General features: G+C 41.4%; 26 protein-coding genes. 13 read left to right on the forward strand and 13 right to left on the reverse strand.

Features of this window, described 5'->3' with window-relative positions; translation table 11 throughout:
- Window positions 1-40: 40 nt before the first annotated feature.
- Genes QZ407_RS15155 through QZ407_RS15175 form a run of 5 tightly spaced genes read right to left on the reverse strand, consistent with a single transcriptional unit; the run spans window position 41 to window position 4,513 of the window.
- A complete protein-coding gene (locus QZ407_RS15155; protein ID WP_295772562.1) occupies window positions 41-1,183 on the reverse strand; it encodes an aminotransferase class III-fold pyridoxal phosphate-dependent enzyme in 1,143 nt (380 codons plus the stop codon).
- Window positions 1,184-1,207: 24 nt separating this feature from the next.
- Window positions 1,208-2,191: an N-acetyl-gamma-glutamyl-phosphate reductase gene (argC, locus tag QZ407_RS15160; RefSeq protein WP_295772564.1), complete on the reverse strand. Its 984-nt coding sequence runs from the start codon at window positions 2,189-2,191 to the stop codon at window positions 1,208-1,210.
- A gap of 1 nt (window position 2,192) precedes the next feature.
- Window positions 2,193-2,645 (reverse strand): GNAT family N-acetyltransferase, encoded by a 453-nt coding sequence (locus QZ407_RS15165; protein WP_295772566.1) that lies wholly within the window; start codon window positions 2,643-2,645, stop codon window positions 2,193-2,195.
- The gene (argG, locus tag QZ407_RS15170) at window positions 2,635-3,834 is read right to left on the reverse strand and encodes an argininosuccinate synthase (protein ID WP_295772568.1); all 1,200 of its coding nucleotides are present in this window, start codon (window positions 3,832-3,834) and stop codon (window positions 2,635-2,637) included. The genes QZ407_RS15165 and argG overlap by 11 nt, the downstream gene beginning before the upstream one ends.
- A 31-nt stretch (window positions 3,835-3,865) precedes the next feature.
- The gene (locus QZ407_RS15175) at window positions 3,866-4,513 is read right to left on the reverse strand and encodes a GNAT family N-acetyltransferase (RefSeq protein ID WP_295772570.1); all 648 of its coding nucleotides are present in this window, start codon (window positions 4,511-4,513) and stop codon (window positions 3,866-3,868) included.
- A 349-nt stretch (window positions 4,514-4,862) separates the two neighbouring features.
- Here QZ407_RS15175 and QZ407_RS15180 point away from each other — a divergent pair, with 349 nt between their 5' ends.
- Genes QZ407_RS15180 through QZ407_RS15190 form a run of 3 tightly spaced genes read left to right on the forward strand, consistent with a single transcriptional unit; the run spans window position 4,863 to window position 6,664 of the window.
- A complete protein-coding gene (locus tag QZ407_RS15180; protein WP_295772572.1) occupies window positions 4,863-5,495 on the forward strand; it encodes a Crp/Fnr family transcriptional regulator in 633 nt (210 codons plus the stop codon).
- A gap of 40 nt (window positions 5,496-5,535) precedes the next feature.
- Window positions 5,536-6,123 (forward strand): DinB family protein, encoded by a 588-nt coding sequence (locus QZ407_RS15185; protein WP_295772574.1) that lies wholly within the window; start codon window positions 5,536-5,538, stop codon window positions 6,121-6,123.
- Between the two features lie 34 nt (window positions 6,124-6,157).
- Entirely contained in the window at window positions 6,158-6,664 is a 507-nt protein-coding gene (locus tag QZ407_RS15190) for a 2'-5' RNA ligase family protein (RefSeq protein WP_295772576.1), read from the forward strand.
- On the opposite strand, the gene QZ407_RS15195 is transcribed toward QZ407_RS15190, so the two are convergent.
- On the reverse strand, window positions 6,661-6,906 hold the full coding sequence (locus tag QZ407_RS15195; RefSeq protein ID WP_295772578.1) for a hypothetical protein: 246 nt from the start codon (window positions 6,904-6,906) through the stop codon (window positions 6,661-6,663). The genes QZ407_RS15190 and QZ407_RS15195 overlap by 4 nt on opposite strands.
- Window positions 6,907-6,909: 3 nt before the next feature.
- Window positions 6,910-7,614 carry a DUF3291 domain-containing protein gene (locus QZ407_RS15200; protein ID WP_295772580.1) on the reverse strand — a complete coding sequence of 235 codons (705 nt, stop codon included), beginning with the start codon at window positions 7,612-7,614 and terminating at the stop codon, window positions 6,910-6,912.
- Window positions 7,615-7,688: 74 nt separating this feature from the next.
- Between QZ407_RS15200 and QZ407_RS15205 the strand changes: the two genes are divergently transcribed.
- Genes QZ407_RS15205 through QZ407_RS15235 form a run of 7 tightly spaced genes read left to right on the forward strand, consistent with a single transcriptional unit; the run spans window position 7,689 to window position 13,062 of the window.
- Entirely contained in the window at window positions 7,689-8,165 is a 477-nt protein-coding gene (locus QZ407_RS15205) for a GAF domain-containing protein (RefSeq protein ID WP_295772582.1), read from the forward strand.
- Window positions 8,166-8,825, forward strand: a complete 660-nt coding sequence (locus QZ407_RS15210; RefSeq protein WP_295772584.1) for an alpha/beta hydrolase — start codon at window positions 8,166-8,168, stop codon at window positions 8,823-8,825. It abuts the gene before it with no gap.
- Entirely contained in the window at window positions 8,809-9,414 is a 606-nt protein-coding gene (locus tag QZ407_RS15215) for a DNA-3-methyladenine glycosylase (protein ID WP_295772586.1), read from the forward strand. Before QZ407_RS15210 ends, QZ407_RS15215 begins: the two co-directional genes overlap by 17 nt.
- Window positions 9,415-9,472: 58 nt before the next feature.
- Window positions 9,473-9,979 carry a pyridoxamine 5'-phosphate oxidase family protein gene (locus tag QZ407_RS15220; protein WP_295772588.1) on the forward strand — a complete coding sequence of 169 codons (507 nt, stop codon included), beginning with the start codon at window positions 9,473-9,475 and terminating at the stop codon, window positions 9,977-9,979.
- A gap of 42 nt (window positions 9,980-10,021) precedes the next feature.
- On the forward strand, window positions 10,022-11,311 hold the full coding sequence (gene kynU, locus QZ407_RS15225) for a kynureninase (protein ID WP_295772590.1): 1,290 nt from the start codon (window positions 10,022-10,024) through the stop codon (window positions 11,309-11,311).
- On the forward strand, window positions 11,308-12,156 hold the full coding sequence (locus QZ407_RS15230; protein ID WP_295772592.1) for a bestrophin family ion channel: 849 nt from the start codon (window positions 11,308-11,310) through the stop codon (window positions 12,154-12,156). Before kynU ends, QZ407_RS15230 begins: the two co-directional genes overlap by 4 nt.
- Before the next feature lie 3 nt (window positions 12,157-12,159).
- Window positions 12,160-13,062 carry a histone deacetylase gene (locus QZ407_RS15235; RefSeq protein WP_295772594.1) on the forward strand — a complete coding sequence of 301 codons (903 nt, stop codon included), beginning with the start codon at window positions 12,160-12,162 and terminating at the stop codon, window positions 13,060-13,062.
- On the opposite strand, the gene QZ407_RS15240 is transcribed toward QZ407_RS15235, so the two are convergent.
- From QZ407_RS15240 to QZ407_RS15250, 3 genes are read right to left on the reverse strand one after another with little or no spacing between them, the layout of a single operon-like run.
- Window positions 13,051-14,433 (reverse strand): MATE family efflux transporter, encoded by a 1,383-nt coding sequence (locus tag QZ407_RS15240; RefSeq protein ID WP_295772596.1) that lies wholly within the window; start codon window positions 14,431-14,433, stop codon window positions 13,051-13,053. The two genes, QZ407_RS15235 and QZ407_RS15240, sit on opposite strands and share 12 nt — an antisense overlap.
- Window positions 14,434-14,480: 47 nt before the next feature.
- A complete protein-coding gene (locus QZ407_RS15245) occupies window positions 14,481-15,104 on the reverse strand; it encodes an RNA-binding domain-containing protein (protein WP_295772598.1) in 624 nt (207 codons plus the stop codon).
- Window positions 15,105-15,118: 14 nt separating this feature from the next.
- The gene (locus QZ407_RS15250; RefSeq protein ID WP_295772600.1) at window positions 15,119-15,580 is read right to left on the reverse strand and encodes a GNAT family N-acetyltransferase; all 462 of its coding nucleotides are present in this window, start codon (window positions 15,578-15,580) and stop codon (window positions 15,119-15,121) included.
- 182 nt (window positions 15,581-15,762) lie between these two features.
- Between QZ407_RS15250 and QZ407_RS15255 the strand changes: the two genes are divergently transcribed.
- Complete coding sequence (locus QZ407_RS15255) at window positions 15,763-15,960, forward strand: hypothetical protein (RefSeq protein WP_295772602.1); 198 nt, start codon at window positions 15,763-15,765, stop codon at window positions 15,958-15,960.
- Between the two features lie 63 nt (window positions 15,961-16,023).
- On the opposite strand, the gene QZ407_RS15260 is transcribed toward QZ407_RS15255, so the two are convergent.
- Both QZ407_RS15260 and QZ407_RS15265 read right to left on the reverse strand, forming a co-directional pair.
- The gene (locus tag QZ407_RS15260) at window positions 16,024-16,995 is read right to left on the reverse strand and encodes a glycosyltransferase family 2 protein (RefSeq protein WP_295772604.1); all 972 of its coding nucleotides are present in this window, start codon (window positions 16,993-16,995) and stop codon (window positions 16,024-16,026) included.
- 62 nt (window positions 16,996-17,057) lie between these two features.
- A complete protein-coding gene (locus QZ407_RS15265) occupies window positions 17,058-17,519 on the reverse strand; it encodes a DUF4268 domain-containing protein (RefSeq protein ID WP_295772606.1) in 462 nt (153 codons plus the stop codon).
- 75 nt (window positions 17,520-17,594) lie between these two features.
- Between QZ407_RS15265 and QZ407_RS15270 the strand changes: the two genes are divergently transcribed.
- Both QZ407_RS15270 and QZ407_RS15275 read left to right on the forward strand, forming a co-directional pair.
- A complete protein-coding gene (locus QZ407_RS15270; protein WP_295772608.1) occupies window positions 17,595-18,008 on the forward strand; it encodes a hypothetical protein in 414 nt (137 codons plus the stop codon).
- A complete protein-coding gene (locus QZ407_RS15275) occupies window positions 17,963-18,574 on the forward strand; it encodes an SMP-30/gluconolactonase/LRE family protein (protein ID WP_295772668.1) in 612 nt (203 codons plus the stop codon). The genes QZ407_RS15270 and QZ407_RS15275 overlap by 46 nt, the downstream gene beginning before the upstream one ends.
- A 34-nt stretch (window positions 18,575-18,608) precedes the next feature.
- Here the strand turns inward: QZ407_RS15275 and QZ407_RS15280 are convergent, their stop codons facing one another.
- Window positions 18,609-21,050 carry a prolyl oligopeptidase family serine peptidase gene (locus tag QZ407_RS15280; protein WP_295772611.1) on the reverse strand — a complete coding sequence of 814 codons (2,442 nt, stop codon included), beginning with the start codon at window positions 21,048-21,050 and terminating at the stop codon, window positions 18,609-18,611.
- Between the last annotated feature and the right edge of the window lie 119 nt (window positions 21,051-21,169).

Genomic DNA, 21,169 nt, shown 5'->3' on the forward strand with positions numbered 1-21,169 from the left:
TCCCCAAAGGGGAGGGGTACTATTAATGGTGAAAATTATTTTATGCCGTTACTGATGCAGATTTTAAAACTGCTGCAAATGCTGTTAAAAATTGGTCGGCATGTGCTTTAGTTAAATTCAGTGCAGGCAACAGCCTTACCACGTTTGGCTTTGCCTCACCGGTAAATATGTGATGCTTGTTCAGTAGCTCTTTTCGTACATGGGCCAGTTCTTCAGGCAACTCAATACCAATCATTAAACCACGACCACGAACTTCTTTTACCTGTTCAAACTTTTTAAGTTCTTCTATCAGGTATCCGCCAACTTCGGCAGTATTTTGCATTAAGTTGTTTTGCTCAATTTCTTCTAATACTGCTAAGGCAGCAGCACAAGCCAAATGGTTGCCGCCAAACGTAGTGCCCAGCATACCATACGCCGGTTTTATTTTAGGTGAAATACTGATAGCGCCAATTGGGAAACCGTTGCCCATGCCTTTCGCCATGCTGTAGATATCGGCATCGACACCGGCAAAATCATGTGAGTAAAACTTACCGGTACGGCCATAACCGCACTGTACAGAGTCGGCAATGAATACCGCATTATGCTCATCGCACAATGATCTTATTTTTTGCAGGAAGCTTTCGGTAGCTACCTGTATACCGCCTACGCCTTGAATACCTTCAATGATAACCGATGATATTTCATTTTCTGCAAATGCCTGCTCTAAAGCGGCTTCATTGCACCAAGGCAAAAATATTACGTTGTCGGTCTCATTCACCGGGGCAACAATTTTTGGATTATCAGTGGCGGCAACTGCTAATGAAGTACGACCATGGAATGCTTTACGGAAAGCGATGATCTTCTTTTTACCATTGTAAAATGATGCCAGTTTCAAGGCATTCTCATTGGCTTCGGCACCTGAGTTACACAAAAACAGCTGGTAATCTTCCTTGCCCGATACCTTGCCCAACTTTTCGGCCAGTTGCTTTTGCAAGGGTATCTCTATTGAGTTTGAGTAAAAACCAATTTGATGTAACTGGTCTTCCAAACGCTTTACATAATGCGGGTTGGTGTGCCCAATTGATATTACGGCGTGACCACCATATAAGTCCAAATATTCAGTTCCTTTATCATCATAAACCAAGCTGCCAACACCTTTAACAATGTTGATGGGATTGATTGGATATACGTCGAATAAATTCATTTTTTTGAGGTTAAGGGTAAAAGGTTAAAACGCAGCAGCTTTCAAACGCAAGCCAGCCGTCTCTTCTAAACCAAAGATCAAGTTCATATTCTGTACCGCCTGGCCCGATGCTCCTTTTAACAGGTTATCCATAATGCTGATGATGAATAATTTGTTGCCCTTTTTTTGTACCTGGATGAAGCATTTATTAGTATTCACAATTTGCTTCAGGTCAATGTTGCGGTTGGTTACGTGAGTGAAGGGGTGAGCGGCGTAATAATCGCTGTATAACTCAACCGCATCCTCGGCGGTTAGGTCGCTATCTAAATATATCGAGGCTATAATGCCTCGGGTAAAGTCGCCACGGTACGGAATGAAGTTAACATCCTTATCGAAACCTGGCTGCAGTTGCGTAAGCGATTCGCCAATTTCATTCAAATGTTGATGATCGAATGCTTTATAAACTGAAGCATTGTTATTACGCCAGGTGAAGTGCGACGTTGCGGCTAAGCTTTGTCCTGCACCGGTAGAACCGGTTGTAGCTGTTATGTGTACTTCGGCATTCAAATTATTGCTGGCAGCCAATGGTAATAAACCTAATTGTAAACAGGTTGCAAAACAACCTGGGTTAGCAATGTTGTTGGCCTGTTTAATACTGTCACGGTTCAATTCAGGCAAACCGTAAACAAACTGGCGCGAATCGATCTTAGATTTATTTTTCAGCCTAAAATCCTGACTCAAGTCAATTACCTTAACAGTCTCAGGAAAAGGATTTGCCTCTAAAAACTTACGCGCATCGCCATGACCAACGCATAAAAACAATACATCAATATCGTGTAATAACTCACCGGTAAATTTTAGTTCGGTATCACCAAATAAATCGGTGTGTACTTCATAAATATAATTGCCGGCATTGCTGTTGCTATGCACAAAGGCAATATCAACCTGTGGGTGATTCACCAAAATGCGCAATAACTCGCCTCCGGTGTAACCTGCTCCGCCAATAACACCTGCTCTTATGTTAGCCATTTTATAGGATTATTTTGAATAATAAAAAATCGTCGGTTGCCACTTGCTGTTCAAAGCCAATGGCTTTGTAAAGGCTTTGCGCAGTGTAGTTTTCTTTTTGTGTTTCCAACTGAATAAACGTTGCGCCGGTTTGTATCCCAAACGCCATTGCTGTTTTAATCAACTGTTTGCCAATCCCTCTTTTTCGGTAAGCTTCGTCAACGTACAAATCATTCAATATCCAGTTTTTTGAAAGCCTGGCCGATGAGTACTTTGGATAGAGCTGGGTAAAGCCAACCGGTTGATTCACTTCATTTAACGCCACAAATATTACCGACTCCTTATTGCTTAAACGCTGTGAAAGAAATGATGTTGATGCAGCTTTATCTGACGGCTGCTTATAAAACACCCTGTACTGGTCAAAGAGATCAGACACCAGATTTACCTCATCAATATCTATTCTTTTAATTTTCATTCTGGCCGTTTACCTTGTGGTAAATCATCACCTGGTTACCAAATATTTTGGAAAAGCCTTTTACATCTTCACCGCTCCAGGCGTTGTTCATTTCGCCGTAGCTGCCAAATTTGTTCGACATTAAATCGTGGTCAGATTCAATACCGGTAACCTGGAAACGATATGGATTTAGTTCAATAAATACCTTACCGGTAACGTTTGCCTGTGTATCATTTAGGAAAGCCTCAATGTTACGCATAATAGGATCGTGGAACTGGCCTTCGTGCAACCAGTTGCCATAGAACGACGATAGTTGGTCTTTCCATGATAGTTGCCATTTGGTCAACACATGTTTTTCCAACGTGTGGTGTGCCTTGATGATCACAATAGGCGCAGCAGCTTCAAAGCCCACGCGTCCTTTTATACCAATAATAGTATCGCCCACGTGAATATCTCTGCCAATGCCGTAAGGTTGTGCAATGGCTTGTAATGCCTGTATCGCTTTTGCAGGATGATCGTAAGAAGTGCCATCAATACCTACCAGTTCACCTTGCTTAAATTCAAGCTCGATGTGCTTGGTATCTGTTGAGGTAACCGGGGTAGGCCACGCATCCTCAGGTAAACCTAAGTTTGAAGTTAAGGTTTCTTTACCACCAACTGATGTTCCCCAAATACCTTTGTTGATAGAGTATTTGGCTTTTTCGAAATTCATCTCAACACCATGCTTTTTCAGGTAGTCAATCTCTTCCTCGCGGCTCAATTTCAAATCACGTATAGGAGTCAATATCTGTACATTAGGTACCAAGATATTAAAGATCATGTCAAAACGGACCTGATCATTACCGGCACCGGTACTACCGTGTGCCACATATTCGGCACCAATTTCTTTGGCGTAATTGGCAATAGCTGTTGCCTGGCTAACACGCTCGGCACTAACTGATAGAGGATAAGTGTTATTTTTTAATACATTTCCGTAAATTAAGTAGCGTACACAAGTGTTGTAAAAGTTTTCAGTTTCATCAACTACGTGGTGCGAGGTAACGCCCATTTTAAACGCGCGCTCTTCAACCTGCTTTAGTTCTTCGTCGCTAAAACCACCGGTGTTTACAATTACCGAGTGTACTTCATGACCCAAATCGCGGGTTAAGTAGATGCAGCAAAATGAGGTATCCAATCCGCCGCTATAGGCTAAAACTACTTTTTTCTTCATTATACGGTTGTAATATGTAATGTACTTTGTATTAAAAATGTATGTTCTTGAGGCTTTTTTTAAGCGCGTTTTCAATACGCTCTAATAAGGTAGCCTTATGAGTTATTTTTTTAAGGTTTTCTTCAAGCTGTTTTTGCTTGTCTTCCGGGTCCCACAGCATGGCGGTACACATGCAGTTTTTGCGTTCTTTAGATGTTAGAATATCGTAATTAACGCAACTGCGGCAGCCTTTCCAAAAATCTTCATCCTGAGTAAGTTCTGAATAGGTAACCGGCTCGTAACCTAGTTCAGAGTTAATTTTCATTACGGCCAAACCGGTTGTTAAACCAAATATTTTAGCGTGCGGATATTTATTGCGCGATAACTGGAATACAGCCATTTTTACCGCCTTTGCTAAACCTACTTTCCTAAACTCGGGGTTAACAATGAGACCCGAGTTGGCCACAAAGTCGCCATGGCTCCAGGTTTCAATATAGCAAAAGCCGGCCCAGGTACCATCTTTATGTAAGGCAATTACGGCTTTGCCTTCAAGCATTTTATTAGCAACATACTCTGGCGAACGTTGTGCAATGCCGGTGCCGCGTGCTTTAGCTGATGCCGCCATCTCATCACAAATTTGAGGGGCGTAATCAACATGTTTCTCAGACGCAACTATTATATCAAAATCTTGTAAAGTCATGAGTAATTAAACGTATTACCGTCAAACTATCGGCTTAAAGCCTGAAATAAAACAAAGGTTGTTTAATAGTGGAACGCGTGTGTTCCGTTTGGGTTGTGGTGAAAGTAGAAACTTTCTCAAACCCTTGGAATGAATAATCGTCGTCGAGACGGAAAATTAACTAAAACAGTAACGTTCAAAGCAATGGCAAACCGGGCAGTTACTGCTGCGGTAAATGGCCTTATTATGCTTTGGATATTCATTTTATAAATAATGTAATTTGTTTTAGAATTTTGTGCAAAGTATTCAAATATATTTTATTTATGCAAGTAAAAAATGCATGTAATCGTTATTATTTTGTAAATAAATTTTGCACACATCTTCGAACATAACACAACCGGATATTGAATGCCTCTTAGAGGTATTTAATGGCGTTCAAGCATTTGACAGGCAGGCCTTTGAAGCAATGTTACCCCACTGGCAAGTTGTTAATTGCAAGCGGAAGCTTAACTTAACTATTGAAGGTGATACTGAGCGTTATCTGTACGTTGTAAGTGAAGGTGTACAAAGATGTTATTGCAACTACCAAGGTAAGGAAACTACGATAGTATTCTTTTATCCCGGTTCATTTGGTGGGGTGGTTGATAGCTATTTATTGCAGCGTGCTTCAACCATGAATTTCGAAACGCTTACCTCAAGCCGTTTGCTGAGAATAAGTAATACTCACTTTATGCAAGTTACGGAGCAGTACCCTCAGGTTGAACGCTGGTTGCGTATACTGCTAAGTCATACGCTTGCAGGTGTATTGGAACGACAAAAGGAGCTAAGCGTTTATTCGGCCACCGATAAGCTGAACGCATTGTTCAAGAGAAGCGCGTTTATATTCAATCTCGTTCCGCACAAGTATCTGGCTTCATATATAGGCGTTGATCCTGCTACCTTCAGTAAATTGTTAGGCAAAATGGATGAAGTTAAAAACAATGGCATAGGTCAAGATTTTTAGGCATTTAAAGCAGTTAATTTGCCCAAACTCAATTAAGCTCATGTCACAATTTAATTCATTGCAATTTTTGAATGCGTTGAAAGCTGATTTGCAAATGGTAACTAATGCAATCAGCAATTTAACACCAGATGAAAAAATCTTAAATACTGCTCCTGCACCCGGCAAATGGAGCATAGCGCAAGTGTTGGAGCATCTCAATTTTTACCACAATTTTTATTTGCCCGAAATTGAAAAGGCCTTTAGCAAGCACAAACGAGTGCATAATAATGACAATTTAAAATTTACCTCCGGACGCATTGGCGGCTATTTAACAGAAATAATGCAGCCCGATGCTGCAGGTAAAGTGAGCAATAAAACTAAGGCATTCAAAGATTATATTCCTGCCCCGCACCTTGATGCTGAAAACGTGCTGAGCAGCTTTTTGCAGAACCAGATAAAACTAGCCGCTATAATTGAGCAGGCACAGCATTATGATTTGAACACTTTGCGCGTACCAATGAGTATTACCAGGCTAATCCGTTTAAAATTAGGAGATTTATTGCGCGTGTTGGTAGTGCACCAGCAACGTCATCTTGTTCAAATTAATGATGCCATAGAGATGCTTGCACCGCAGCATTTCCATATGTAGTGAACACATATACCAAAAATGCGTTTACGGAGGTATGAATGATGTGCCTTTAATACTTACATTAACGCTTGATGAGCCCAGTCAACAATATTTTAACCGATTAAGAAAGGCACACTTTCCACCTGAGCGGAACTATTTAGACGCTCATTTAACCCTTTTTCACAACTTGCCTGCTCATGAAGCTCAAATCATAGAGGATATTGAATTTGCTGCATCAAATCAAACAACAATGCAACTCCATATAAAAGCTGTTAAAAGTATTGGCAACGGTGTGGCTTTTGATATTGAGTGTATGCAGTTAAAGCAACTACACAATTATTTGCAGCAACTTTGGCAACCCTGGTTAATTCCGCAAGACAAGCAGAAGCTTTGGCCTCACATCACTATACAAAACAAGGTTACCCATGATGCCGCAATGTTGCTTAAAGCTCAATTGGAAAATGATTTTGAACCATTTGAAGCAATAGGAACCGGCCTGGCTCTGTTTGAGTACAGGGGTGGGCCATGGGAATTTGTAAGAGAATTTAAATTCCGGATCTAATTATATCTGTTGAATGTTTCGCGCCAATCCTTACGCATGTCAGTAAAGCGTGCAGTAACGGTGGCGTAAAAGGTTTCATCCAGTAATTCAAATACACTGTTTACGCCATCCATCAGGTCAGCTTCAGCAACCTTATAAGTTTGCTCAAAGGCGCCTTGCTCAATTTTAATGATGAACTTTCGGTTCATGTTAAATATGGAAACCTTAAAATCTGTATGGGGTATTTCGGCAATTACTCTCATGTGTTATTTAAATTTAACTTTTCCCTGCAACGGATCCTGGCCGTTTAAAGTACCCCAGGCAGCTACAGGTTTAAAACGTGCAAACAGCTCTTCACTATACCAGTTCTCAGCGCGTGTTTTTTTTATAACCTCGGCATGCTCGCGGCTTTTGTAGGCAAACGCCTTAACATCATCAAGGCTCTCCCATACCGAAAATGTAGCCTGCCTGTATACGGGTGCTTCGCCAATTCCAACAGATGTGATATAGCCTTGCGCTTTTGTCATAAAGGCTGCTGCCTGGTCAACGTGGCTCCAAAAGTTTTTTAAACGGTTTAATCTTATAGTGGCACGTGTTAAAACAGCAACCGGGCCATCATATTCATGCTTTAGCGCGCCATTAAACGGATCCTGTCCATCCCATTTTCCGTGGCTTTGTAGCGGCTCGGCTAGCATAGTCCAGCTTTCTATGGTAAGCTTTCTCCACCATGATGCTATAAATGAGCGTTTCTCAAACGCTTCATAGTCGGCCCTGCTTTGCCAAACTGCAAGTAAGCCCCATTGCTGCCAATCGGGCGAGAGGTCGAAAGTTCCGTTGCGCCCACAGCCCATTAGTTTCCAAAAAGTACAGCCTTTTTGCAGCATAAGCGGAAACCGGTGAATGGCCATGGCAAAAAGTGCAAAAGGTACAAATGCTTTCCGGTAACGTACTATAGTGAGGCTAACAATCATTACTAAGCGAAATAAACAATTAAATATGATATTCACCTTATTTACTTTTATGGGCACCTGCTTACATTTGTGCCATGGCCGAAGACTTGAACATCATTCAATCAACTGATAAAGCAGCGCAATATCAATCGCTCATACCTCAAATAGAAGCGCTTTTGCATGGCGAAACCGACCAAACAGCTAACCTGGCTAATATGGCGGCAGCACTTAAAGAGCAATTCAAATGGTTTTGGGTTGGTTTTTATTTGGTTAAAGAAGGGCAATTGGTATTAGGGCCTTTTCAAGGCCCGGTGGCTTGCACGCGTATAGGCTTGGGCAAAGGAGTGTGCGGTGCTGCGTGGGAACGAAAGAAAACCCTTGTAGTACCTGATGTTGAAGCTTTTCCCGGCCATATTGCCTGCAGTTCGTTGTCGCAATCAGAAATTGTTGTACCACTATTACACAATGGAGAGGTAATGGGCGTTTTAGACGTTGACAGTGAAATGCTTGATCAGTTTGATGAAACAGATGCTTTATACCTTGAAGAACTGGTGAAGCTCATTAAGTTTTAAATGAACAAACTCTTTCTTATTTCAGGACTTGGTGCCGACAGGCGTTTGTTTAACAAGCTTGACCTGCCTGGCTACGAACTTGTTCATGTAGACTGGATTGAGCCTGAATCTTCAGACACTATATCTTCTTACGCTCATAAACTGATACAGACTTATTATATCACAAATGGGGCAAATGTTTTAGGAGTTTCGTTAGGAGGGGTGATGACGGTTGAAATAAGTACGCTGCTCAACCTTCGTAAGGCCATCATCATATCGAGTATCAAATCAGCAGATGAAATACCGGCCTACTTTAAATTTTTTCGTAAAGTTCCAATTTACAAAATAATTCCTCATGGATTTTACACAACTATGGGCGGCATTATAAAACCCTTGTTTGGCGATACCAAAGGTAAAGCCGGGTCTCTGTTTGCAGATATGATAAAAAACACTTCCCCAGCATTTATGCGCTGGGCTATGCACGCTATTCTTCACTGGCTGCCAAAGCCTCTTAATGCCAAAATTTATCACATCATTGGTAATAAGGATTTGATATTTCCACATCGAAGAATAACAACAGCCACCCATATAGTGAATGAAGGCAGTCATGATATGGTTTATACTCGTGGAGCCGAGATCAGCAAACTAATACAATCCATACTTAATGAAGAAGTTGCCTGAAAGTTTTTACCTAAGTAATGAGGTAACCAGTGTTGCCCGTAATTTACTTGGTAAGTATCTACTTACCTGCATTGACGGTGTAGTTAGCGGCGGTTACATTGTTGAAACAGAAGCTTATAATGGAGTTGTTGATAAGGCCTCGCACGCTTACGGTAATCGCTTAACGCCCCGTACTCAAACCATGTTTGAGCGTGGTGGAATTGCCTATGTGTACCTTTGCTATGGAATACACGAGATGCTTAACGTTGTAACATCTGTGGAGGGGCAGCCGCATGCTGTACTTATTAGGGCAATAAATCCTACAGAAGGGATTGACGCTTTACTATACAGGCGTAATATGGCCGTTGTAAAGCATAATATCACCGCCGGACCAGGTTCGGTAGGTAAGGCTTTGGGTATAACACGTAAGCTTAATAGTGTAAGCTTTCAAAGTGATACTATTTGGATTGAGGATCGTGGGTTAAGCTTTGCGGAACATGAAGTTGCTGCAGTTCCGCGCATTGGCGTAGCTTATGCTAAGGAAGATGCACTGCTGCCATATCGCTTTTATGTTAAGGGCAATGCTTATGTAAGCAAACCAAATAAATAAAATTCAATCAAAACTCATGCTGGCGGGTTATTAAGTTATCAAACTAAAATATCTCGCCATGGAGTATCAGAATGAATTAAAAAAACTTGAAAATATCGATCATCTGCGTACGCTTATTGATAAATCAAAAACAGCAATGCTAACTACTTTCGGCACTGCCGATGGTTTTCACAGCAGGCCAATGGCTACTGCACAACTTGATGTGGAAGGTTATTTGTGGTTCTTTACCAATGAGTTCTCACCTAAGGTTGCCGAAATCTCTATTGACAATAAGGTGAACGTTACTTATTCCAATTCAAGTGCAAATACATACATCAGCATAAATGGTACAGCTCAGCTTGTTGATGACAGAGCAAAGATGCATGAACTTTGGGATCCGTTTATCGAAGCCTTTTTTAAGCACGGAGTTGAAGACCCTAAACTCATTTTGCTTAAGGTTGACATTAGCGATGCTGAATATTGGGATAACAGCGCAGGAGCATTAGGCCTGGCGTTTAAGTGGATGAAAGCAGTAATAACCGGAACAAAATTTGAACCGGGCGAACATGAGAAAGTTGATCTATAAAATACAGGCAGGTTAAACCTGCCTTTTTTGTATAATTGACTAATGGAATTTCAAAACACTGCCCAATTTGCTGCCCGGCTTGATGCACAGGATTCTTTAAATGGCTTTCGAGAGCAATTTTTAATCCCAAAGCACAATGGTAATGATGCTATTTACTTATGCGGTAACTCATTAGGATTGCAACCTAAAACGACTCAACAGTACATAGGCGATAAGTTAAACGAGTGGCATAATTTAGCCGTTGAAGGTTGGTTTCAAGGTGATAACCCATGGCTTGGTTATCACAAACAATTATTACCTGCACTGGCAAATATTGTAGGTGCAAAACCGGCAGAAGTAACTGTGATGAATTCACTTACCATTAATTTGCACTTACTGATGGTGAGCTTTTACCAGCCCAGAAATGGCAGGTATAAAATTGTGATGGAAGGTGGTGCCTTTCCATCTGATCAGTATGCAGTAGAAAGTCAGGTGAGATTTCACGGTTTTGACCCCGCCAACGCTATTATTGAAATATTTCCACGTAGTGGCGAAAGCACACTTCATACACAGGATATATTGGACGTTATTGAAAATAACGGAAATGAGATTGCATTGGTGCTGTTTAGCGGTATAAATTATTATACAGGGCAGCTTTTTGATTTAAAAGCAATTGCCCAAGCAGCGCACGAAGCTGGTGCAATTGCAGGGTTTGATTTGGCACATGCTGCGGGTAATGTTCCGTTGCAACTTCATGATTGGGAGGCCGACTTTGCTTGTTGGTGTTCGTACAAGTACATGAACTCAGGGCCTGGCGGTATAAGTGGCGTATTTGTGCATGAGCGTAATCACCAAAACAAGGAATTAAATCGTTTTGCTGGCTGGTGGGGGTACCGTAACGATACCCGCTTTAAAATGGCCCCAGGCTTTGAGCCTGAAGCTGGTGCCGAAGGCTGGCAGGTTAGCACAAGTCCCATTTTATTGATGGCTGCACATAAGGCGTCACTTGACATATTTGAAGAAGCAGGAGGTATAAATGCATTGTATAATAAGGCAACGAATCTAACCGATTACCTGGAGTATTTAATTAAGCAAGTAAATCAAGGTATTGATTATGAATTATTTAAAATTATTACTCCAACTGATGTATGTCAACGTGGCAGTCAGTTATCGGTAATATGTAAGCATAGCGGTAAAGCCATATTTGACTATATGGTTAAGCAGGGTGTAATAGGCGATTGGCGCGAACCTGATGTAATTAGGTTGAGTCCGGTACCGCTTTATAACACATTTACTGATGTATACACCGCTGCAATTCACCTGGCCGATGCTGCCAAATCTATAACCGCATGATCACGTATAACCCTAAAGATTGGTTCACCTTTCTGTTTCGCTTCCATAAGTCTGATACACTGCGTAAGCTTTTTCCGCTGATGATTGGAGTGGGTTTATATTCTGCTTTAACTACGTGGTTATTGCTTGATTACATTCATTTGCCCGATAGCAGTGTAATTCACAAAACCAGTGTTGTGCATTCAACGTTGGGTTTTGTTTTATCATTACTGCTAGCCTTTCGTATAAACTCGGCTTATGACCGTTGGTGGGAAGGGCGTAAACTTTGGGGAGCACTAGTAAATAACAGTCGTAACCTGGCCATTAAGGTAAAGCATTTAGGTAATGATGCCGACAGGCAGTTTTTCAACCAACATATACCTCTGTATGCAGAAACGTTAAGAGATCACCTTCGCGATCGCAATAACGAAAACGCCATAGGCGCCGGTTTTTATTCTACTCAGCATTTGCCCAATCAGGTGGCATCGGCTATGATAGGGCGTGCTTATCAATTAAATGGTGGATCTATTGATACCGGGCAATTGATAAGCATTAATGCCGAATTAATGTCTTTCACTGATATTTGCGGAGCCTGCGAACGTATCAAAAACACGCCTATACCTTACAACTATGGTACGTTCATTAAAAAGTTTATTTTCTTTTTTGTGATGAGCTTGCCGCTTACCTGGGCTTTTGAACTTCATTACTACATCATCCCAATTATTGCATTTGTGCTTTATGTGCTGGCAAGTATTGAATTGATTGCTGAGGAGATTGAAGACCCGTTTGGATTTGATGAAAATGATTTGCCGCTGGATAAAATTTCGGTCAATATAAAAAAGCATGTTGGGGAAATACTTGGATAGCCTATGTTGAAAATTGCCTTTGACCCAATATACGCTCATCCGTTGCCCGAAGGCCATCGGTTTCCAATGCTTAAATATGAGCTTATACCTCAGCAACTGCTTTACGAAGGGCTTATTAATGAAGATAATCTGTTTTCGCCTGAACCGTTAGACGAAGAAACAATTTTGCTTACCCATGATAAAGCTTATTGGGAGCAATTACGCAATCTAACGCTTCCGCCAAAGGAACAGCGGCGTATAGGTTTTCCGCTTACCGACCGACTTGTGGAACGTGAAATACGGATTGCCAAAGGTACTATTGATGGATGCCATTATGCTTATAAATACGGTGTAGCCTTTAATGTGGCCGGCGGTACCCACCATGCCGGAAGCAATTGGGGTGAAGGTTTTTGCATGTTAAATGATCAGGCCGTTGCAGCAAACTATTTACTTAACAGTAAATTAGCCAAGTCTATATTAATAATCGATTTAGATGTGCACCAAGGAAATGGCACTGCTAAAATATTTGAAGACGAGCCAAGGGTATTTACTTTTTCAATGCATGGTGATAAGAATTTCCCTTTCCGAAAAGAAAAATCAGATTTGGATATTCCACTTGCAGACGGTGTTACCGATGATGAATTTTTAGATAATGTATACCAAACTGTGCCGCAGCTAATAAACAATCAAAAACCTGATTTTATATTTTACTTATCAGGAGTTGATGTATTGGCATCTGATAAACTGGGTAAGTTGTCACTTAGTAAAGAAGCTTGTAAGGAGCGAGACCACTTTGTATTGGAGCAATGCAAAAACGCAGGCATACCCGTACAGGTAAGCATGGGCGGGGGGTATTCTCCGCAAATTAAAGACATTGTTGATGCCCATTGCAATACTTACAGGGCAGCGCTTGATTTATATTTTTAAGGTATCGTTAAAAATGTAATCTTCAATATGCTTTTTGGTGGTGGCAGTAAAGCGCATGTAAAGTAGGATAGATGCTATACCAAGTCCGGCTACAAGACCATACCAAACGCCTTCGGCGCCCATATCAAGTGTTATTCCTAACAAGTATCCAAGCGGCAGCCCAATTACCCAGTAAGCCAAAAGCGTTATTAGGGTGGGTACATTTACGTCGCCCATACCACGCAAAATTCCTAAGCCTACAACTTGAGCACCGTCAAACAACTGAAAGAACGCGGCAATAATAAGCAGCTTTGATGCAATGTTTATTACACCTACATCTGACGTTACGATCCATGGCAGCCATTGATTTGCAAGCACGAATATCAATGCGGTTACCGTCATGAATGCAAGTACGATATGGTAACTGGCCAGCGCTGATGCACGCAATTCGCCAAAGCTTTTACCACCAAAGAAATTACCAGATTTAATTGCAGCTGCCGATGATATGCCGCTTGCCATCATATAAGTGAGCGATGCCAGGTTGATTCCTACTTGGTGAGCAGCCTGCTCAACAGCACCTATTTGCCCTACAATAATTGCAGCTGCGCTAAAGGCGCTTACTTCAAATGTATACTGTAACGATACCGGCGCTCCAATGTTTATAATTTGGCGGCATCGTTTAAAGCTTATATAGCTTAATGAAAACTCTTTAAGGTAGGCCTTAAAGTTTTTGGATCGGAATACATACACACCCATTACTATGGCCATAATTGTACGATCAATCAATGTACTGTAGCCTACACCGCTTATACCCATCGGCTTTATACCAAACAGCCCCTTGACGAAGATTATCCCTAAACAAATGTTAATTACGTTTCCCCAAATAGAAATCATCATGGCTTGACGGGTGAAGCCCAAGCCTTCGGCGAATTGCTTAAAGGTGGTAAATAACATGAGCGGAATGATTGAAACAGACAAAAGCAACAAGAATGGCTTTGCTTGTTTCAGCACCTCGGGCGATTGTTTAAGCAATGAAAGCACATTGCCTGCACCAAAGTATATCAACAGGAAAAGGATAATGCTGAATAGTAAGTTGATGAAGATACTGTTGGAGAGTAACCGCCCGCAATCGGCATGCTCGCCTTTACCGTTGTTTTGAGCGATGAGAGGTGTAATACCGTAGGCAATGCCAAGGCCCATAACCATAGCCACAACGAAAACACTATTAATAAGGGAAACCGCTGCCAGTGAAATTGTACCCGCAAAATGCCCTACAATAATACTATCACTTAAATGCACCAGAGTATGCCCGAGTTGCGATATAACCACCGGAATGGCAAGCTTCAAATTATCGCGGTAATGTTGTTTATAAGGCTGAAAAGAAAAGGACATGATTGAAGAATTAAAGTAGCAATAGTGTTTAGCAAAAAGTAAAGACTTTATGCTGCTGTGTAAAATTCTTCTTTTTCGGTAGTATGTACTCTTATAACGCCTGATAATACAAGGTTTACCATAATGCGTTGTGCGCGGCGACGACTCATATTGAGTAATTCGCAATATTGTTTAACGGTTATCCTTTCGTTTTGATCAAGGTATTCAAGTAAGGCTTTTTCTTTTGATGAGTATTCTATCAGCACGCCCTCATCCTTGTCTGACCGTTTAAGTACATCAACAACAATTTTGCTTGCAAGTACACTTTTATCTTTAACACGTATGTAAACCCACCATTTTCCGTCGTCGGCCAGGGCATAATGGGGTTTGGTATCACTGGGTTCTATTTCAACCACCAATACTACCTTATCGTCAACGTATACTTCTTCAAATATGGGTTCGAGGGCCGGTTTGGCGTAAAAATGAGCAGCCTTAGTAATCATATACCGTTCCTCATCTTCAGATTTTACCCCCTTTATACCGCCATCATCAAGTACACCAATTAGTAAACGGCCACCTTTATTGTTAGCAAACGATACCATAGTCTTGGCAATCTTCTCACAGCTGGTAATCGTCTTTTTAAAGTCCAGCGATACACCTTCACCATCCATGATGAGCCTCTTGATGTTCATTTTAGTTAAATGTTTCACTGGTTTAATGAATAAGGGTTATAAATTTCCATCCAAAGCTCAGGTTTGCTTACGGGTGTAAAACCATACTGCCTATACAATCCGTGCGCGTCTGCCGTAGCTAATGACCACCGCCTCAAGCCTTGCAGTTCCTTATGATTAGTAATGGTTTTAATAAGCCATTTAGAAAGACCCTGACCACGGTGCTCTGATATTACAAAAACATCACATATATAAGCAAACGTTGCATTGTCCGTTATAACTCTTGCAAAACCGCACTGCTGTTGATGATGGTACACGCCAAAACACAATGAATTGCCGATAGCTTTTTGCAACCTTTCAAAAGGTATGCCTTTAGACCAATACGACTCATTATTTAAAAAACTATAGATGACTTTTAAGTCTAAAAGTTGTTTATCGGTTGATATGGTATACCCTTTAACTGAAAGTTCCGCGTCAGCGATTAAACTATTTTCCATCGTTTATTTTCTCCCTAACGATGCTAATATAACGTAATATGGCATGTTTTGTGGTGGATAATTTGTCATTATTTTTTAACAGGCACACGGTAGTTATCAGGTAAGTATGGCTTTTTTAAACATAAGTTAAACAATATCAAGGGTATAATGTTACTCATATTAGAACAAAACAATAAAATCCTATGAAAAAGCAAATTTTGAGTTTTGCCTGCGCATTAGCTTTAGTAGCAGCGACGGCAATGGGCTGCAGCTCAGAGCGTGCAGCAAGTGGCAGCGACAGTACTGCAGTTGATTCAACTAATGGTACTATGTCAACCACTGATACCACCGCAAGAGATACCACCACGCCGGATACCACCAGAACCAATCCGCCGCAATAATAGTGGTAAACATAAAAATGGGGAACAACTGGCGTTGCTCCCCATTTTTTTTTCTGTTATGTTTTAAACAAGGCCGCCTTTAGTTTCCGGCTTTATGAATTCTCTTCCGTTAAAAATCCTGCGCACCTGGTAGGTTTTTTTGTTCTGAGATTCAAAATAGGTACGAACGTTTACTTCGGCTAATATGCCTAAGGTGATCAATTGTACCCCGCCCAAAAGCAAGATAAGGCCAAGTATTAAAAGTGGCTTTCCCCATATGTCGTGCCCTAATACTTTTAAAATAAGCAGGTATAAGTTTATTAGCGCTCCTAAAAAGAAAGCCATAAAACCTATGCTGCCAAATAAGTGCATTGGCTTTTGAATGTACTTACGAAAAAACACCATTAGTATTAAATCGGCAATGACTTTAAAGGTGCGGTTAATGCCATATTTTGATTGACCGTGTATACGGGCATGGTGCCTTACATCAACCTGAGTGATGCGCGCACCCTGCAATTTGGCCAAAACGGGTATAAAGCGGTGTAGCTCGCCATACAAACCAAGGTCTTCGGCAATTTCGCGCCTGAATATTTTAAGGGTACAGCCGTAATCTTTTATGTAAACGCCCGTCATGCGCCTGATCATGGCATTGGCAATTTTGCTTGGTATTTTACGTAATACCATGCCATCTTTTCGATTGGCACGATTGCCTGCCACTACATCCCAATCCTCATCTTTCAGTTTTTGCAACATTAACGGAATATCGTTCGGGTCGTTCTGTAAGTCGCCATCAAGCAACGCTACATACTCTCCGGTGGTATGGTCAATACCCGCAGTCATGGCAGTACTTTGACCGTAATTTTTACGCAAATCAACCAACTTTATGCGTTCATCGGCGTTTGCTATAATTTCTTCACGGGTGCGATCTTCTGATCCGTCATCAACAAATATTACTTCGTAATCAATTGCCGGTAAAGCTTTCCGTATTTCAGCAATGAGAGGTTTAATATTTTCCTCTTCGTTCATTACGGTTATTACAACTGATAATTCCGGCATATGGTACTGTTTTGTTTAAAGCGCACAAAGATAGGTATTTTAATGATTTTGGAAATGCATTGTTATTTAAGGGCATCGAAGCTGTACCTGGCATCGGCCCAAAACTCGTCAAGGGCAATTATGCGCGGCTTAAAAAAAGATATAAGAGCAGGCCAGTCATTACGATTAAATATGCTCACCCCGTCAAGCTGCTTGTAAATAATACTTGTTGCTTTTCCATAATCATCATGTGTGTGCAGTAGCCATTCCCATTCTTCGTTTAAGGCACCGGCTAATATCAACTTTAGCTCTTTAAACTGCTCAAAAAACAATTCCTGAATACCGGCATCAGGGTGAGAAATTTCTATACTTATTCTTGCCCAGCGATTTTCAGCCTGCATGCGAAAATGCAGATGCTTGATACCTGTTTTATAATTTATCCAATTAATTTTTAGTCCTTCTGCCGATGGTTGAGGAGCGATGTATTGGCCAAAGGTGGTCCAGAAAGTTTGACGGAGCTGTGAAGCCTGCTCTTTTGAATACATATTGAGTTAAGTGCGTGAGCGCTGCTGTTGTTTTGTAAGTAAGTTATTGCGATGTTTAAAACTCCACATCAGTATATGAAAATAGTAAAAATCGTAGTGCCTGCATTGTTTCCTTTTGTTATGGCAGGCACCAGTTCAATAGTAAGCGAACCAGCTAAATTAGCTTTAAGTAAGTCGCCGGTAACTGACAGTTCTTATAGCATCGCCAATTTGTTTAAAAGTGGCACTCGGCCTGTGTTAGTCAGCAAGCAATTTAGTTTTACTGAAGGGCCGGCTGCTGACAACAAAGGTAATGTTTACTTTACCGATCAGCCTAACAATGCTATATGGAAATATGACACCAATGGTGAATTGATGCTATTCAGTAATGCCGCTGGGCGGTCAAACGGCATGACTTCACTAAAGATAACAGGCTGGTTACCTGTGCCGATGAAGACAACCAAATTTGGCAATTTAAAGCCGATGGAGCTAAAGATACGGTACTTTTAAACAGTGCAGATGGTCACAAGTTTAATGGGCCTAATAATTTATGGATAGATGCTAAAGGTGGTATTTATTTTACCGACCCTTATTACCAGCGCGATTACTGGACACGGACCAAACCCGACATACAAGGCGAAAAGGTGTACTACCTTGCCAAAGGACAATCACAACCTATTGTAGTAGCCGAAACTTTGCAGAAGCCAAACGGCTTGGCAGGTACAGCTGATGGCAAATACTTATTTGTTGCCGATATTAAAGCTGACAAAACCTACAGGTTTGATATTAACAAAAATGGCTCTTTAAGCAATCAGCAGTTATTTGTAGATAAAGGGTCAGATGGTTTGACGCTTGATGAAAGAGGGAATGTTTACATCACCGGAAGTAAGGGTGTAACAATATTTAATAAACAGGGAAAAAAGACAGGTTTAATTGCCATACCGGAGCCGTGGACGGCTAATGTTTGTTTTGGAGGTAAAAAGAAGAATATTCTTTTCATCACGGCATCCAAAGCGGTATATACCATGCAAATGGATGTACAAGGCTCAACAAAAAACGCCTCAAAACAGCGTTGACTGTTTGAGGCGTTTTAATTATTGTAATAACAGATTACTTAACTTGAGCCGATTGGTTAGGCTTAGCATCTTTTACATATTTATTCATCCACTCTAGCTGCTCCCAAAGTTTATGCATCAGGTTTTCGCGTCCGCGGTAACCATGTGCTTCATACGGCAGGAATACAAAACGAACGGTGCCACCAAAGCCTTTAACAGCGGCAAATAAGCGTTCGCTATTAATAGGGTAGGTGCCGGTATTGTCATCGGCATCTCCGTGTATAAGCAGTAACGGCGTTTTAATTTGGTTAGCAAAGCTAAACGGGCTCATATCATAATACAGCTTTGGATCGTCCCAATAGGTACGTTCCTCGTTTTGGAAACCAAACGGAGTAAGTGTACGGTTGTACGCGCCGCTTTCAGCTAAACCTGCTTTAAATAGTTTAGTGTGCGCCAGTAAGTTAGCTGTCATAAATGCACCGTAGCTGTGTCCGCCAACGGCAACACGGTTGCGGTCGCCTACACCTAAGTCTGACAGTTTATTGATGGCAGCTTCAGCGTTAAGTTTTAACTGATCAACAAAGTTATCGTTAGGACGCTTGCCGTCTTTAGCAACAATTGGCATTGATGCATTATCTAACACTGCGTAACCCTGCGTAACAAAGAAAACAGGACCACCCGGGCTTATAGTAATAAAACGATCTTTTGAACCTTTAATTTGAGCGGCATCATCGGCCGAGTTAAATTCGGCAGGGTAAGCCCATATTAATACAGGTAGCGGGCCGTCTTTATCTTTGTTGTAACCTTTAGGTAAATACAGGTCGCCGGTCATATCAATGCCATCAGCACGCTTGTACTGTAACTTGGTTTTGGTTACACCCTGCATTTGCGGGTATGGATTGGTGAAATTAGTTATCTGCTGATCGGCAATGCGAAGCTTCAAGTTTTTGATATAGTAGTTTGGAACCTCGGTTTGAGCCTCGCGACGGGTAACCAACACAAGTTTAGCCGGATCTAATACATCGTACACATACTCAAAGTGGCCCGGCTCACAACGCCAAATAATATCGCTTTTTTTGCTGTTCAAATCAAACGTAGCCAAAAAAGGAAGGTCGCCTTTTGGTGAAGAGCCTGTTACATTGTTCATTAGTAATTTGGTGCCGTTTTCGATAGGCATAATTACCTGGCGGCCAAATTTATTTTTATCGGTTACAGGATCACCTAAATTACCATAAACATCAGTTTGGTTGCGGTCCCAAAGCTTTTCAAGCTTGCCGGTAGAAGGGTTATACCTGCTTACACGACTGCTTTGCTTTGAACGTAAACCTTCGCTTACCAAAGCTAAATCGGCAGTACCCCATTGAACGTTACGGAAACGTTGTTCTGTTTTAAATAGCTCTTTTGCTTCACCGGTGAAAGGTGCACTAAGCGCGTAAACAGCATCATGAAAATCAACTTTTTTACGGATAAGGCCGCTATCTAAAGGCATAGCCCATGTGATTGTTGCAGCTTCATCGTCGCGCCAGTCAAAGCTGCGTGGTACATTTTGAAGGTTATCATAACCCGATGGCCTTACCTCACCTGATGGCAGGTTAGCTAAAGTTTTTAAAGCCTTGCCGGTTAAATCTGTAATAACTACAGTTGATGGAAAGCTTTGTGCAGGCACCAGGTAAGAGAATGGTTTATGCAAAGTACGCACAAGCATATACTTTTTATCGGGCGATAGAGTGGTTGAAGCATATATAGCTGGCTTGCCAACAGGAGTTTCAATGCCATTTTTATTCATTACCAACTGCGAAGTTGAATAAAACTCAAACAACTTCTCGTCGTACGGCGATTTAATCATATCCTGGTAAGTTACAGCAGGTGCTGATTTGCCCAGGTTTTGCTGTACAACCGGACCTGTTGGGCTAAGCGGTTTAGCAGGGGCCATGGTTGCAGGTTTTACAATAACCTTGTACATCATGGTGTTATTATCAACCCAGGTAACGCCGCTGCCAAAGCCCATTACCGCGTTAAGTGGAAGTTTGTTAACCTTAGTTGCTTTTTGGGTAGCAATGTTTATAACATACAAATCAACGCTTTTTGCATTGGTTTGTGTAAAGGCGGCTTTGCTTTGATCGGGGCTCCAGCTTAGGCCGCTGGCGTTCAGTCCGGCAGGTAACCCGGTAACAGGGTATACCTTACCGGTTTTAATATTTTTAAGGCTAAAACCACTGTATGATATCACCTGCCTGCTTGGTGCAAAGTTGTTAGGATTGATACGCATACCGGCAATCCGCATTTCTGGACGTGCCAGCTCTTCAACCGAAGGAAGTGCATTGCGTTCGCTCAAAATCATCCATTCAGCCTTTGAATTGATGCTTACACTTGGGGTGGGTTTGGCCAGCAGTAAATCTGTCATGGCCTGTGGTGGTTTTTGATAACCAACAGCATCCTGGGCCTTAACCCAAACGCTTGTTGATATCAACAAAGCACATAAAAATACCTTTTTCATAAAGTTAAAATTTAATCAAGAAGTTTAACAGCGATGAAAGTTAGATAAAAGATTGGTAAATAACTTAAGCCTTAAATTTGCATCAGCTTTTTTACAATCAACCTTATATGCTTCCACAA

The sequence above is a fragment of the uncultured Mucilaginibacter sp. genome (assembly GCF_913773635.1).
Lineage (GTDB): Bacteria > Bacteroidota > Bacteroidia > Sphingobacteriales > Sphingobacteriaceae > Mucilaginibacter.

What these genes read in the sequence shown, in the direction of transcription:
- QZ407_RS15270 (WP_295772608.1), top strand. Translation starts at nt 17,595, where the DNA reads ATGAAAATAGTAAAAATCGTAGTGCCTGCATTGTTTCCTTTTGTTATG.
- QZ407_RS15155 (WP_295772562.1), bottom strand. Translation starts at nt 1,183, where the DNA reads ATGAATTTATTCGACGTATATCCAATCAATCCCATCAACATTGTTAAA.
- argC (WP_295772564.1), bottom strand. Translation starts at nt 2,191, where the DNA reads ATGGCTAACATAAGAGCAGGTGTTATTGGCGGAGCAGGTTACACCGGA.
- QZ407_RS15260 (WP_295772604.1), bottom strand. Translation starts at nt 16,995, where the DNA reads ATGCCGGAATTATCAGTTGTAATAACCGTAATGAACGAAGAGGAAAAT.
- QZ407_RS15175 (WP_295772570.1), bottom strand. Translation starts at nt 4,513, where the DNA reads ATGACTTTACAAGATTTTGATATAATAGTTGCGTCTGAGAAACATGTT.
- QZ407_RS15210 (WP_295772584.1), top strand. Translation starts at nt 8,166, where the DNA reads ATGAACAAACTCTTTCTTATTTCAGGACTTGGTGCCGACAGGCGTTTG.
- QZ407_RS15185 (WP_295772574.1), top strand. Translation starts at nt 5,536, where the DNA reads ATGTCACAATTTAATTCATTGCAATTTTTGAATGCGTTGAAAGCTGAT.
- QZ407_RS15250 (WP_295772600.1), bottom strand. Translation starts at nt 15,580, where the DNA reads ATGGAAAATAGTTTAATCGCTGACGCGGAACTTTCAGTTAAAGGGTAT.
- QZ407_RS15230 (WP_295772592.1), top strand. Translation starts at nt 11,308, where the DNA reads ATGATCACGTATAACCCTAAAGATTGGTTCACCTTTCTGTTTCGCTTC.
- QZ407_RS15195 (WP_295772578.1), bottom strand. Translation starts at nt 6,906, where the DNA reads ATGAGAGTAATTGCCGAAATACCCCATACAGATTTTAAGGTTTCCATA.
- QZ407_RS15255 (WP_295772602.1), top strand. Translation starts at nt 15,763, where the DNA reads ATGAAAAAGCAAATTTTGAGTTTTGCCTGCGCATTAGCTTTAGTAGCA.
- QZ407_RS15280 (WP_295772611.1), bottom strand. Translation starts at nt 21,050, where the DNA reads ATGAAAAAGGTATTTTTATGTGCTTTGTTGATATCAACAAGCGTTTGG.
- kynU (WP_295772590.1), top strand. Translation starts at nt 10,022, where the DNA reads ATGGAATTTCAAAACACTGCCCAATTTGCTGCCCGGCTTGATGCACAG.
- QZ407_RS15205 (WP_295772582.1), top strand. Translation starts at nt 7,689, where the DNA reads ATGGCCGAAGACTTGAACATCATTCAATCAACTGATAAAGCAGCGCAA.
- QZ407_RS15235 (WP_295772594.1), top strand. Translation starts at nt 12,160, where the DNA reads ATGTTGAAAATTGCCTTTGACCCAATATACGCTCATCCGTTGCCCGAA.
- QZ407_RS15190 (WP_295772576.1), top strand. Translation starts at nt 6,158, where the DNA reads ATGAATGATGTGCCTTTAATACTTACATTAACGCTTGATGAGCCCAGT.
- argG (WP_295772568.1), bottom strand. Translation starts at nt 3,834, where the DNA reads ATGAAGAAAAAAGTAGTTTTAGCCTATAGCGGCGGATTGGATACCTCA.
- QZ407_RS15165 (WP_295772566.1), bottom strand. Translation starts at nt 2,645, where the DNA reads ATGAAAATTAAAAGAATAGATATTGATGAGGTAAATCTGGTGTCTGAT.
- QZ407_RS15245 (WP_295772598.1), bottom strand. Translation starts at nt 15,104, where the DNA reads ATGAACATCAAGAGGCTCATCATGGATGGTGAAGGTGTATCGCTGGAC.
- QZ407_RS15265 (WP_295772606.1), bottom strand. Translation starts at nt 17,519, where the DNA reads ATGTATTCAAAAGAGCAGGCTTCACAGCTCCGTCAAACTTTCTGGACC.
- QZ407_RS15200 (WP_295772580.1), bottom strand. Translation starts at nt 7,614, where the DNA reads ATGATTGTTAGCCTCACTATAGTACGTTACCGGAAAGCATTTGTACCT.
- QZ407_RS15240 (WP_295772596.1), bottom strand. Translation starts at nt 14,433, where the DNA reads ATGTCCTTTTCTTTTCAGCCTTATAAACAACATTACCGCGATAATTTG.
- QZ407_RS15220 (WP_295772588.1), top strand. Translation starts at nt 9,473, where the DNA reads ATGGAGTATCAGAATGAATTAAAAAAACTTGAAAATATCGATCATCTG.
- QZ407_RS15215 (WP_295772586.1), top strand. Translation starts at nt 8,809, where the DNA reads ATGAAGAAGTTGCCTGAAAGTTTTTACCTAAGTAATGAGGTAACCAGT.